Origin of the sequence: Pedobacter sp. AK013, assembly GCF_014205835.1 — a bacterium.
Classification (GTDB): domain Bacteria; phylum Bacteroidota; class Bacteroidia; order Sphingobacteriales; family Sphingobacteriaceae; genus Pedobacter.
This window is the reverse complement of record NZ_JACHCQ010000038.1, coordinates 19,557-31,568: the sequence shown is the minus strand read 5'-3', so window position 1 is coordinate 31,568 and position 12,012 is coordinate 19,557. Positions and strand designations below refer to the sequence as shown.

General features: G+C 36.8%; 12 protein-coding genes. 10 read left to right on the top strand and 2 right to left on the bottom strand.

Annotated features, from left to right (window positions below):
- Positions 1-602 precede the first annotated feature (602 nt).
- The 4 genes from HDC90_RS21085 to HDC90_RS21070 all read left to right on the top strand — a co-directional run bounded on the left by HDC90_RS21085 (position 603) and on the right by HDC90_RS21070 (position 6,563).
- Positions 603-1,805, top strand: coding sequence for an ankyrin repeat domain-containing protein (locus tag HDC90_RS21085; RefSeq protein ID WP_184469943.1), 1,203 nt, complete (start codon positions 603-605; stop codon positions 1,803-1,805).
- Positions 1,806-1,814: 9 nt separating this feature from the next.
- Positions 1,815-3,161 (top strand): ankyrin repeat domain-containing protein, encoded by a 1,347-nt coding sequence (locus tag HDC90_RS21080; protein ID WP_255497791.1) that lies wholly within the window; start codon positions 1,815-1,817, stop codon positions 3,159-3,161.
- A gap of 190 nt (positions 3,162-3,351) precedes the next feature.
- Positions 3,352-3,924 carry a hypothetical protein gene (locus tag HDC90_RS21075; RefSeq protein ID WP_184469939.1) on the top strand — a complete coding sequence of 191 codons (573 nt, stop codon included), beginning with the start codon at positions 3,352-3,354 and terminating at the stop codon, positions 3,922-3,924.
- A gap of 587 nt (positions 3,925-4,511) precedes the next feature.
- Positions 4,512-6,563, top strand: a complete 2,052-nt coding sequence (locus tag HDC90_RS21070) for a TonB-dependent receptor (protein ID WP_184469937.1) — start codon at positions 4,512-4,514, stop codon at positions 6,561-6,563.
- A 55-nt stretch (positions 6,564-6,618) separates the two neighbouring features.
- On the opposite strand, the gene HDC90_RS21065 is transcribed toward HDC90_RS21070, so the two are convergent.
- Positions 6,619-6,966: a single-stranded DNA-binding protein gene (locus HDC90_RS21065; protein WP_184469935.1), complete on the bottom strand. Its 348-nt coding sequence runs from the start codon at positions 6,964-6,966 to the stop codon at positions 6,619-6,621.
- A 238-nt stretch (positions 6,967-7,204) separates the two neighbouring features.
- Here HDC90_RS21065 and HDC90_RS21060 point away from each other — a divergent pair, with 238 nt between their 5' ends.
- From HDC90_RS21060 to HDC90_RS21035, 6 genes are all read left to right on the top strand, one after another.
- Positions 7,205-7,564 carry a hypothetical protein gene (locus tag HDC90_RS21060; RefSeq protein WP_184469933.1) on the top strand — a complete coding sequence of 120 codons (360 nt, stop codon included), beginning with the start codon at positions 7,205-7,207 and terminating at the stop codon, positions 7,562-7,564.
- A gap of 103 nt (positions 7,565-7,667) precedes the next feature.
- Positions 7,668-8,006, top strand: coding sequence for a n-acetylglutamate synthase (locus HDC90_RS21055; protein ID WP_184469931.1), 339 nt, complete (start codon positions 7,668-7,670; stop codon positions 8,004-8,006).
- 41 nt (positions 8,007-8,047) lie between these two features.
- Entirely contained in the window at positions 8,048-8,596 is a 549-nt protein-coding gene (locus HDC90_RS21050; RefSeq protein ID WP_184469930.1) for a MepB family protein, read from the top strand.
- 79 nt (positions 8,597-8,675) lie between these two features.
- Positions 8,676-9,515: a methylated-DNA--[protein]-cysteine S-methyltransferase gene (locus tag HDC90_RS21045; protein ID WP_184469928.1), complete on the top strand. Its 840-nt coding sequence runs from the start codon at positions 8,676-8,678 to the stop codon at positions 9,513-9,515.
- A 6-nt stretch (positions 9,516-9,521) separates the two neighbouring features.
- Complete coding sequence (locus HDC90_RS21040; RefSeq protein WP_184469926.1) at positions 9,522-9,770, top strand: Ada metal-binding domain-containing protein; 249 nt, start codon at positions 9,522-9,524, stop codon at positions 9,768-9,770.
- The gene (locus HDC90_RS21035; protein WP_184469924.1) at positions 9,746-10,354 is read left to right on the top strand and encodes an alpha-ketoglutarate-dependent dioxygenase AlkB; all 609 of its coding nucleotides are present in this window, start codon (positions 9,746-9,748) and stop codon (positions 10,352-10,354) included. Before HDC90_RS21040 ends, HDC90_RS21035 begins: the two co-directional genes overlap by 25 nt.
- A 296-nt stretch (positions 10,355-10,650) precedes the next feature.
- On the opposite strand, the gene HDC90_RS21030 is transcribed toward HDC90_RS21035, so the two are convergent.
- Positions 10,651-11,439 (bottom strand): hypothetical protein, encoded by a 789-nt coding sequence (locus HDC90_RS21030; RefSeq protein ID WP_184469922.1) that lies wholly within the window; start codon positions 11,437-11,439, stop codon positions 10,651-10,653.
- Positions 11,440-12,012: the final 573 nt, after the last annotated feature.

The following is a 12,012-nucleotide window of genomic DNA, read 5'->3' as shown; positions in this document are numbered from 1 at the left end:
TGTGGCACGGAAAACCGACCTAGTAGCAGAAAAATGACCAAACTAAACCTGATCGAACGGATGCCATTTTTCATGGCAGGAGGTAGAGCAGGAAGAAAATAGCCGATGAAATACTGCAATTGCTTTCCAAAAAATAAGAAACTAAAACAGCATAATATAAAGATGGTCGGTTTTTTGGAGCGCAATGTTATTCGCTTCTTTTAACGTTACTCCTGCTCTTCGCTTTATCCCGGTGAAACCTGTGAAACAAGCTAGCACACAAGAAAACAATAAATACCAGTGCTAAAACCGGGGATGCCCGCTCCGATCAGGGCTATGAACTTGGGCCTGTGGCATGGAAAACCGACATAGTAGCAGAAAAATGACCTAATTAAACCTGATCGAACGGATGCCATTTTTCATGGCAGAAGGTAGAGCAGGAAGAAATTAACCTATAAAACACTACAATTGCTTTCCAAAAAAATGAGCGGCTTTAATAAGCACTGGTCCTATCGTACCCATTACTGCAACATTCGCGATAATTTTTAAATAAGCACATGCTTTGGCTAAACTTTTGTAGCGGGAAACGCACATATCTATCTATTTTAAAAATTTTAATTGAAATGACCGAACCTACCTTAGATCAACAGTTAAATGACAGCAAATTCGAAGAGGCCAAAAGCTTGATGCAAAACGGCGAGAAGCTCTCTAAAAGTTTACAAGAACATCATAAATCATCGATTTTCGATAACCTGATCAGAGAGAAACAATACGAAATACTCAGCTTAATGTTAAATGATAAAACCATCGAAACCGATATTTACGAATTCGACAGTTTTGACAAAAGCATTTTTCAGGCTATTGTTCGGAACCTGGGAAACGACCATGAGGATATCGCATTTTTCGATGGATTTATTACCCATTTCGATAACTTAAACGATGAGGTAAACACCAAAACGCTGTTAAGTTATCTATTCGAAAATGGCGTGGGCTTAGCGGTGATCAAGGCTTGCATCAACGCGGGCTGCAGCGCCAACTTCAAAAACAATGCAGAAGAAAACTACATTCATCAAGTAGTAAAAAGCAGTTTTCGCAGGTATAACCTAAATGATGAGCAGACCACCGATTTACTTAAGGGATATATCGATATTCTTCTCAACGAGGGTATTGATATTAATGAAGGCAATGTGGTGCAGGAAACCCCATTAATTACCGCAATAAAATTTAACAGGAAAAATTTAATTGCCCACCTGCTTGAGAATGGTGCAGATCCGAACCACACCGATCGTGATGGAAATTCTGCCTTTTTTTATGCAGTAGCACAAGCTCAGAGTGAAAACATATACGATACGCTACGTGATTTCGCTTTACCAGCTTTCGATCAGGTCAATAAAAACGGCCAAACGCTTTTGTTCGAATATGTACGCATGATGTCGAACAGTGAAAGCAGCATCAATTTCCTTAAAAAACTCCTAAATGATGGTGCCGATTTATATCAGTCCAGTACCTGGTACAGTGCAGATAAAACTCCGTTAGACGTAATTGCAGAAAAACAAGCTGATATTTTACAGGCCGTTTTAGAAACCGGACAAGTAGATGTAAACAGGCCCGATAATGAGGGGAATACCCTGTTGCATAAAGTTTGTGCCTACAATGTAAACTACGAAGCAGAAAAAGCAAAGGAAACTTACCGGAAAGTAAAACTCTTGATTGAAAATGGAGCGGATGTTGCTTTAACCGATGATAAGGACCAGACTGCTTTAATGCTGGCCTCAGATGATAACCTGAAAATAAAAACTGTTGAACTGCTCATGAAACAATCTTAATATATGTCGATGTCATTTATTATTGCCTGCGAGAGCGGCAAGCGCAAAATAGCCGAACTTTTATTGGCCAACCAGGAAGTAGATGTAGGATATACAGATGAAAAAGGGAGAACAGCACTCCACTATGCTGCCCATCGTGGATATTTAGATCTTGTACAAATTTTAATAGATTGTGGGGCAGCTTTAGATTATGAAGATCATGCTGGCGAAACACCTTTTTACTTTGCCTGTTTACAAAAACAGAAACAAACCGCCCTGTTTCTTTTAGATAAAGGTGCAAGAGCTGATATTAAGGATTTTAAAGGCAATAGTTTATTACACCTTACTGCACAAAGCGGGCAGATTGAAGTGTTAGAAAAACTGCTCAATAAAGGCCTTGAAGTTGATAACGAAAATAACGAGGCAGAAACTCCTCTCCTTATTGCGTCTTCCTGGCGAAATAAAGAAATTGTTCAAAAACTATTGGAATTTGGTGCCAATATCAACACCACGAATAAACACGGCGATTCACCCTTAATTTTTGCGGTCAAATCTAAAAACACACCAATGGTTGAGCTTATTCTCGAAAAAGGCGGCAATATCAATCACATTAATCATGCAGGAGAATCAGCTTTATTAATTGCCTGTTATGATGCCAATAGGATGTTGACCAAAACATTGGTAGAAAAAGGTGCAGATGTATTCGTTTCTTCAAAAAATGGTCTCTCGCCAATCTGGTATGCCTGCGCCAATAACCAAAAAGAAATTGTAGATTTATTTTTAACCCATGGTATAGATGTAAACTATTCAAAGCCACTTTCGGGCAACGACGATTCGATGTATTCGTACTTAGAATGGGTAGAAACCGCTAATAATATTTCCATTTCGGCCAGTTTCTCTTTCCAGAACGATTACAACTACGGAGGCGAAAGTATGCTGCATGTTGCGGCTAAAAGCGGTCATTTAAGCATGCTAAAAATGCTAACAGAAAAAGGCGCCAATGTGAATATTCAGGATGAAAGCGGAAACACCGCATTACACTATGCAGCTGCGAATGGTAAAAAAGATGCAGTAAAATTTTTACTCGAAAAATCGGCTGACCCTTCCATTGTAAACGTAAAGGAACAAAAAGCAATAGATTATTCGAACATTAAGGGTTTTAATGAAATTACAGAACTCTTGTTACAATTTGGTCCCTCAAACATTTCTAATCAGCCAGTTAAAAATGCGGTACCTGTTGAAAACAGTACAGCGCCAGCTAAAAATGATATCGCATCAAAAAAGCAGGCACTCTTAGATCTGAAAGAATTGTTGGATGCCGGTATTTTATCGCAAGAAGAGTTTGATACCGAGAAAACGAAGATTTTGAGAGGTTGAGTTGAAACGCTATTACAACTGATTGACTTAAGATATCGTCGTTGCTTTTTTCAGCCGATAAAGCAACGACGAACTTTTCTACTGAAAAATATTGTCTAATTAATTTTTAGTTATAAATTTATTTTCAGGGATTTCCCTGATCAGGAAATCTAAAATCTGATCAAGAAATTCGACATTAATGCTCACACAAATGGAACATATTCTTAAAATCAAAATACGGTTATTTACTCTTCTCTTTCTTTCCGCCTTGGTGTATGCCTGTTCTCCCAAACTGTATGTTGATGAAAGTAAACGCTATCAGGCTGGAACATTAACCGATTCGCAAGTAGATTCCCTGCATCTTTTTTTAAAGCAAAACGAAAGGCTTGCTTTAAAAGACACTATCATTATTAAATACGATTTCAATAAAGATGTCTGTTGGAAAGACCTGAGCTATCAAAACGCAGAATTCCTGAATAATGTTAGATGGGCCTTTCAAAAAAACATTCTCGAAAAAGCTGAGGCCAGACCGAAAGTTGCGATTTACCAATACCGGGAGGAAGGAAAAAGTTTTAGTCCGGTTAAATCGAAAGGTTTAGAAATAGAAACCGATTCGGGTTTTCTTAGAAAATTATTATTTAAAGAGGTTACTTCTTGCGGAACCTCAGCAATTATCCTTCCTAACGGAAAGTTCTTGCTGGTAAAATCAGATCCTCAATTCTCGGCATTGATATTAAACGCACAAGATATCGAAAAGAAATTACAGGAAAATCTTGTCAAATAAATACCAGATAATCAGCTTGAGTTAAAAACGATTTAACAAAATTTAACTAAAAAGTTAGGTGTAATGTCGTAATTTGGTTCTAATTAATCGTTTTCAAATGAACAACTGGAAATTTATGATCAAATTCCTTTACTCCACTCTCCTCACCTTAAGAGTATATTATCTTTTCGATGATCAGGTTTTTGCTGATCAAGCAATATCTCAATTTTAGAATTATATCAAGATACTTTCCTGTTACCATTATTGCATTGAACCAGGGAAAATAACATGCGCTCTCAAGGAAGGTGCTCTAGGGCGCTTTCCTTTTATTATTTTAAACTTATGACAACTAGGCCGGCGCTAAAGACCGCTCTCTGCTTTTGATTTTATTTTTTTAAACTAATTTTCTTTATCAAAACGAGTTGACTAGAAAATAAAAACTTTCTGCAGTAATACACTTATCCACTGTTACTTTTTCCTATCAACCAGGTTCATAGCGTAAAAAATAGGAGACGATACAATAATAGTTCATAAAATAACCGTGCTTTACCAGAATATGCGCTAAATTTATCTGCCAATCTGTGGTTAAACGATCAATTATTATCCTATTGAAACCGAACCTTACTTTACTCTTAACATTACTTTCTTTTACTGGTTTAGCCCAAACAATAAAACCCGATTCGACCAAGAAACTCGAAGAAGTTACTGTAAAAGGTTATTATAACCATCAAACCTTGCTAAGATCAGTATCGGCCGTAAACCTGGTAGATAGCAGCTTAATAAAAAACCAGCCCAACAGCTCATTAGTGAGCATGTTAAATACTGTTCCTGGTGTACGCATGGAAGAACGTTCGCCTGGTAGTTATCGTCTATCAATCCGCGGCAGTTTACTCCGATCACCCTTTGGCATTCGGAATATTAAAATTTACCTCGATGATTTCCCCTTAACAGATGCCGGTGGAAATACCTATCTAAATGCTTTAGATGTTTCTGCGGTAGGTGCGATGGAAATTTATAAGGGGCCTGAAGCCAGTATTTTTGGTGCAAATACGGGAGGTGCTATTTTAATCAGCGCTCCTGCTATAAACCACAATGAAATTAATGTTTCAGCCATTGGCGGTTCGTATGGTCTCTTCCATCAAACCGCATCGATTAAACAGCAATATAAAAAGTACAGCTTTAGTTTTAGCGAAGGATATCAGAGAAGTGATGGATACCGACAAAATAGTGCAATGGATAGAAAATATTTTCAAACCTTGCAGCAATGGGATTATAGCCATGCCGGCAATTTAAAGGCTTTTGCTTTTTATAGCGATTTAAAGTACGAAACACCAGGTGGGTTAACGGCTGCTCAATTAGATCAAAACCCTAAACTGGCCCGTCCGGCAACTGCAACATTGCCTGGGGCCATTTCACAGCAAGCCGCCATTTACAATAAAACCATTTTCGGAGGGATAGCTAATTCCTATCAGATCAGCCAGCGGTTGAAACACGTGATTGCTTTATTCACCTCTTATACCGATTTCAAGAACCCCTTTATTACCAATTACGAACAGCGCTACGAAAGTACACTTGGATTAAGAACATTCTTAGAATACGCCCAGGCAAAAGAACGCTTTAAATTTAATGCTCAAATTGGATTAGAGCATTCTACCACCAAAAGTCAGATCAAAAATTTTAATAATAATGGTGGTGAAGCTACAGCAATGCAGGCTTCAGACCGTTTAAAAGCTGGTCAGGATTTTGCTTACTTTAGATTAAACTTCGACATTAACAGTAAATTCCTGATCGAACTTGCTTCTAGTTTAAATTTCTACCGATACAATTACGAGAGTTTTTTTCCCGTTATTATTGCCACAAAACAAAGAAAATTCGATGCCCAGTTTATGCCAAAGGCAGCAGTATCTTATCTCATCACTTCTGATTTTTCGGCCAGGGCTTCAATCAGTAAAGGTTATTCGCCCCCAACCATTGCGGAAGTAAGATCGTCGGATAACAATATCAACAATAACCTACAGGCTGAACTTGGCTGGAATTACGAATTAGGCCTGCGTTATAAAACCAAAAATAATCGTTTTTACGCCAATGGAAACCTATTCAGTTACCATTTGAAGGATGCCATTGTTAGAAGGTTGAATCAAAACGACGCCGAGTATTTTATCAATGCTGGTGGAACCAAACAACAGGGAATTGAACTGGAAGCCGCCTTTTGGATGATTAGAAATAATCAGTCCTTTTTAACAGGTTTACAATGGAGAAGTAATTATACTTTTAGCCATTTTAGATTTGAAAATTTCGTGAACGGCACTAGCACTTTTAGCGGCAACAAACTTACCGGAGTTCCAGAGCATATTTTAGTCAATAGTTTAGAGTTTAACTTTCCGAAAGCATTTTACCTTTTTATACAGCACAATTATACTTCTTCAATCCCTTTAAACGATATCAATACCGTTTTTGCGAAAAGGTATCACCTGGTTGAAAGTAAATTAGGCATTAGAAATTTAAGAATCAATAAAACCCATTTAGATCTATTTGCAGGAGCAAATAACCTACTCAATATGAAATACAGTTTAGGCAACGACTTAAACGCCGCAAATGGAAGGTATTTTAACCCGGCACCAGGAATTAATTTTTATACAGGCCTCTCCATTAAACTGTAATCTTTAAATCGCATCATATAAATTGACCATCTATATGATGCGATTACGTTATAAGCTAAAAGGCCTTTTTATTTTCTCTTTCCTTGATAATTATATCACTAACAACTATTTCGATTGCATAGCGCTTTTTTCCGTCTGCGCCGTCATAACTATTTGTCTGTAACCTACCTTCAACTGTTAAACTTGTACCCTTTTTAACCTGAGCTTCGGCAAGGTCGGCTTTTGCATTCCAGAAACTTAAATTAAACCATTGTACTCTTTTTACTTCCTCACCGGATGAATTTCTATAGTTTTCGTTTATAGCCAGGTTAACCTTTGCTAATTTTTGACTTCCAAAATTTTTAATTTCTGCATCTGCTCCTGCAAATCCGCTCAATACTACTTTGTTAACTGCACTTTCCATGATCTTTAAATTTTAAGTTTCTAAATGTTTAACGAACAGTCATCACCTCGATAACCGACAGGACAAAATTGCAAACAGCATCAAAAATTAGTCGGATGGTAAACATTTATAGTCGTTTATAAACGTTTATACACGGATAGTATGCCCTTAAAGCTTCAATATGATGTTTTATTTTTTTTATTCCACCATTTTATTTTATAAATTAGGGCATCATCCCATAATAAAAAAAGAAATTATTATGGAACGTTTATGTTTAGACTGCGGAACCCCAATCAGAGGAAGGGCCGATAAAAAATACTGCGATGATTCTTGCCGCAGCAATTACAACAATCGTTTGAAGATTGATGATAATCTCGTGATTAAAAGGGTAAATAACATATTAAAAAAGAATCGTGCCATCCTTGCAGCGCTTAATCCAAATGGTAAAACAAAGATTACCAGTAAAAAGCTAGTTTCGGCAGGTTTTAATTTTGAATACCACACCTATAGTTATGAAACCCAGAATGGAAACACATACATTTTCTGCTATGAATATGGTTACTTACTTTTAAATGAAGCGTATTACCTGCTGGTAAAAAGAGAAGAAAGTTTGGGTTAACCTGGTTACAATGCTTTGGTTTGCTCGATTAAACATCTAAAATTTGCGGAAGCTAATCGTATAGTTTTTTAATTCAAGAGGAGATGATTAGTTTTATCAACTTATGATAAACTATAACAACAAGCTTTTTAAACCCGTAAATAATACAGAAAATGGCGAAACATCAAATGAAACCATTTTTAGATATAAACAAACAGGAAATATTTTAACCGCAGAATATGAGGGCGGAAAAATTATGTTTGGCCATTTGATTGGCTTAGTTGATGAAAACGGCAACATCAAAATGCGCTATCATCAGGTAAACAAACAAGGCGAACTCATGACCGGAATCTGCAATTCAAAGCCAGAACAATTAGCCAATGGCAAAATTAGACTTCATGAAACCTGGCAGTGGACATCAGGAGATAAATCGAAAGGTCAATCGATTATTGAAGAGCAATAAGCCTAATTCCAATAGATCCTTATCTCAATTTGCAAGCCAATATGCCGATAGAAGAAAATCTCATAAATCGAATATCATCTATACTATTAACCGCTTCTAATTCAGTTTATGGCCCGCTTGATTATCAAATAAATAACCTACAAATTGAAAATGAAAGTCAAGAATATGCAGCCTGCACTTTTGAGTTAAATAGTGTAAAAATCAAACACCGCCTTTCTAAAATCACCCCAACCAAGACGGGGCAATTTGTAACCATATGGAAGCGGGGTGAAGCAGGAATTACTACTCCGTTTACTGACCAGGATGAATTTGATCTATTGATTATATCTGTTAACAGTGCTGACCGATCTGGCCAGTTCATTTTTCCAAAAGCCATATTGGTACAGCATAAAATTATTACAGCAAAAGGAATAGAAGGTAAAAGAGGGATGAGGATTTATCCGCCATGGAATATAGTAACGAATAAACAGGCAGAGAAAACCCAACAGTGGCAAGTGCCTTATTTCCTTCACATAGACATCAATGGAAATACCGATCTTGCACAGGCAAAGAAATTAATAGACAACGGAATTAAACAAACTGGGTTTTAAAATCCAATTAAACTTAGCAAGTTTCGGGTAGTTTGCCGTTTCTTTCCAAACTACTTTTGGATATAAATTATTCAAGACCATGAAAGTACAAGAAGAAATCAATTTCAATCGGATAGCTGAGGCCATCAGCTATATTAAGGCAAATTTTAAAACACAGCCAGGTTTAGAAGAAATTGCAGAGAAAGTAAATTTAAGTCCCTTTCATTTCCAAAGATTATTTAGCGAATGGGCGGGTACTACCCCTAAACGTTTTCTGCAATATATTAGCATTGGTTATGCCAAAGAAATGCTGAAAGAAAACCAGAGTTTATTCGATACCGCATTAGAAACCGGCTTATCGGGAACCAGCAGACTGCACGATCTTTTTGTAAATATTGAAGGCATGACACCTGGCGAATATAAAAACGGCGGCGAAAACCTTTATATCAATTATAGTTTTGCAGAAAGTCCGTTCGGAAATATTATTGTAGCCAGCACCCCAAAAGGAATCTGCCATATTGCTTTTTACGACGACGAAAATATTGCTTTGGCAAATCTGCAACGCCAATTCCCCGCAGCTCAATATCAACAGATATTGGATAAAGAACAACAAAATGCTTTATATATTTTCAGTCACGATTGGAGCAAATTACACCAGATTAAACTGCATTTAAAGGGAACTGATTTTCAGTTAAAAGTTTGGGAAGCCTTGTTAAAAATCCCTATGGGTAAATTGGCCACTTATGGCAACATTGCCAAACAATTGCACAACCCAAATGCATCAAGAGCAGTGGGCACTGCAATTGGCGATAATCCGGTGGCCTTTCTCATTCCTTGCCACAGGGTAATACAATCAAGCGGTGCTTTGGGCGGCTACCATTGGGGAGTGAACCGAAAAACAGCCATGATTGGTTGGGAAGCAGCAAAGACTAATATTTAAACCCCCATGATCAAACATGTTGATATCTCAACGGAAGAATTAAAAAAACAGTTTAAAAACAAAGATATCTGCTTCGGAGGAAATGCCAGATTGAAGATTTACGGACTACTTAAGTGCAGATCGGGAAAGCGGATGAAGATAGAAAACCGCATATTTTTTCGTTCTGTAGAAGAAGCGCTTCAACATGGCTATCGTCCGTGTGGGCATTGTTTAAGAAAGGCATATAAGCAATGGATTTATTCAACACAACAATAGATAGTAATCAAAATCTGCTTCCATATGGCGGAACAGTAAATTATTATGGTAAATTATTCCCGATACCCAAAGCCGATCATTACTTCGATGCACTGATGAATACTATTGAATGGAAGAACGATGAAGCTTTTATTATGGGCAAACATATTATCACCAAAAGAAAAGTAGCCTGGTACGGAGATGAAGCCTATTCTTATACCTACTCCAATAAATCGAAAATGGCTTTACCGTGGACAAGGGAATTACTGGAGTTAAAAAAAATAGCAGAGGAGCAAACAGGTACTACCTTTAATTCCTGTTTACTTAACTTGTACCACAACGGAGATGAGGGAATGGCTTACCATAGCGACGACGAGAAGGCCTTAGCTAAAGATTCTGCCATTGCATCATTAAGTTTCGGTGCAGCACGAAGATTTCTTTTTAAACACAAAAAAACTAAAGAAACCATAACCTTATTTTTAGAAAATGGAAGTTTACTGGTGATGAAAGATGAAACGCAAACAAATTGGCTTCATCGCCTTCCGCCAACCAAAAAAGTAAGTAAGCCAAGAATAAACCTAACCTTTAGAACAATGGTGGTTTAGGAGTATAACCTGAGTTAGATTAATAATCTGTTCAGAGGATGTTTTATGAACGTTTTTATTTTCTGGTCGTCACCCTGAATTTATTTCAGGGTCTATTTTGTAGAAAAGATGCTGACCACAAAGTAACTACAAGACAATTGAAAACACTATCAATACTTTTTCAACATCAGGATAAAAACTAGGAGAAAATGCTTCTTCTCCTAGTTTTTCAATATCAGCATAAACACTATGCGTTTCACCGTTTCTATATCTATCATAAAAACTCATTACGAATACTTAAAGGCAAAACAAAAATCTTAGTGTTTAAACTCTTTAATATCCACAATGCGATTATCATCAGCATTTTTCTTTAAGAAAGAAGTGCCATTCGCATTTACTACCCAGGTATAATCTCTTTGGATATTACCAACTAATGTTTCAGGCTGGTTAATAAGTGATGCTGGCAAAGGCAGGTTAAAAGTTTCGCCGGTTGCTGTATTTACCTGGTATAATGAATTTGCGGTTAAAAAGGCTAAGGTGGTTTTATCGCTAGAGTACATAAAAAATTTCCCCTGGATACGTTCATCAGGATTTTGCCTCTTCACCGGATAAACCCTTGAATTTATAGTTGTGATAAAGAAATCGTTATTAACCAAAATATTGCTACGTGTTAATTCTTCTAACCCGTTTGTATATTTTTTATCTTCAGCACCTTTTGATGGCTTGTTTAAGCTCACCACTTCGGTTTTTCCATCATTAATAGCAATGATATAAAAAGGAGCCATTTTGCCGCTTTCGTTCGAGACCTGAACCAATACGGCAGTTTTTTGGGTATTGATGAATGATGCAACAATAAATTTCTGCGCAGCAGCATTTGGCGCGTCATCAATAATAATGGTGGTATCTTTGTATTGAATAGCAAAGCGATCGGCTGCTGCCACTGCACCAGAATCTGTTTTTACAATAGTTAGTACATTTTTCTTTGATTTTGGGAAAACATTAAAATCTTCACTGGCCGTAAATGGCTTTGCCTTGTAGGCTTTTTCTGATTTACCGCAGCCAAATAAAACAACGGAAAGTAAGAGTGCATAAAGCGTAATTTTCATGAGTATAGCTATTTATATATTTTCGCTAATTTATAAATCTTTATTGCTTTTGTGATAGCTAAGTCACCAGAAAATTACCACAGTTAAAAAAATTAACAATAATATACTTTCAGACAGTAAACTTATTCCAATATAGGACATACCAGACACCAGAATATACACACATGAAGACAAAAAAAGAGAAAGAAACCTTGACTGTAAACCTATATCAGAAAAAAAACATACTATTGTAAACCCAATCCCGTAAAATCAACAGTAAACAAATAACAGTAATAAAGACTTTTTATTGTAAACTTATTCCAGTATAGGACAAGCATAGGATAGTTTACCATTCTCTACCCCTTTGTTTACCTTTCTCTACCTATTCTTTACCCTTTCTGTACCTTTTGTTTACCTTTTCTGTACACCAAGTTAACCCCAGGTTAACCCCATGGTTACCTGTTGCTTACCTATTGCTTACCTAAATGGTAAAGAACGGGTATACATTTGACAAATAAAAACTAAGGTTAGGGTTATGCTGGTGAGTACGTGTTGGCTATAACCACTAATGCTTTTGCCAATTCTCGACTTTAG

Bases quoted from the DNA above. Each gene is read 5' to 3' on its own strand.
- HDC90_RS21085 (WP_184469943.1), top strand. From the start codon at position 603: ATGACCGAACCTACCTTAGATCAACAGTTAAATGACAGCAAATTCGAA.
- HDC90_RS21080 (WP_255497791.1), top strand. From the start codon at position 1,815: ATGTCATTTATTATTGCCTGCGAGAGCGGCAAGCGCAAAATAGCCGAA.
- HDC90_RS21075 (WP_184469939.1), top strand. From the start codon at position 3,352: ATGGAACATATTCTTAAAATCAAAATACGGTTATTTACTCTTCTCTTT.
- HDC90_RS21065 (WP_184469935.1), bottom strand. From the start codon at position 6,966: ATGGAAAGTGCAGTTAACAAAGTAGTATTGAGCGGATTTGCAGGAGCA.
- HDC90_RS21060 (WP_184469933.1), top strand. From the start codon at position 7,205: ATGGAACGTTTATGTTTAGACTGCGGAACCCCAATCAGAGGAAGGGCC.
- HDC90_RS21055 (WP_184469931.1), top strand. From the start codon at position 7,668: ATGATAAACTATAACAACAAGCTTTTTAAACCCGTAAATAATACAGAA.
- HDC90_RS21050 (WP_184469930.1), top strand. From the start codon at position 8,048: ATGCCGATAGAAGAAAATCTCATAAATCGAATATCATCTATACTATTA.
- HDC90_RS21045 (WP_184469928.1), top strand. From the start codon at position 8,676: ATGAAAGTACAAGAAGAAATCAATTTCAATCGGATAGCTGAGGCCATC.
- HDC90_RS21040 (WP_184469926.1), top strand. From the start codon at position 9,522: ATGATCAAACATGTTGATATCTCAACGGAAGAATTAAAAAAACAGTTT.
- HDC90_RS21035 (WP_184469924.1), top strand. From the start codon at position 9,746: ATGGATTTATTCAACACAACAATAGATAGTAATCAAAATCTGCTTCCA.
- HDC90_RS21030 (WP_184469922.1), bottom strand. From the start codon at position 11,439: ATGAAAATTACGCTTTATGCACTCTTACTTTCCGTTGTTTTATTTGGC.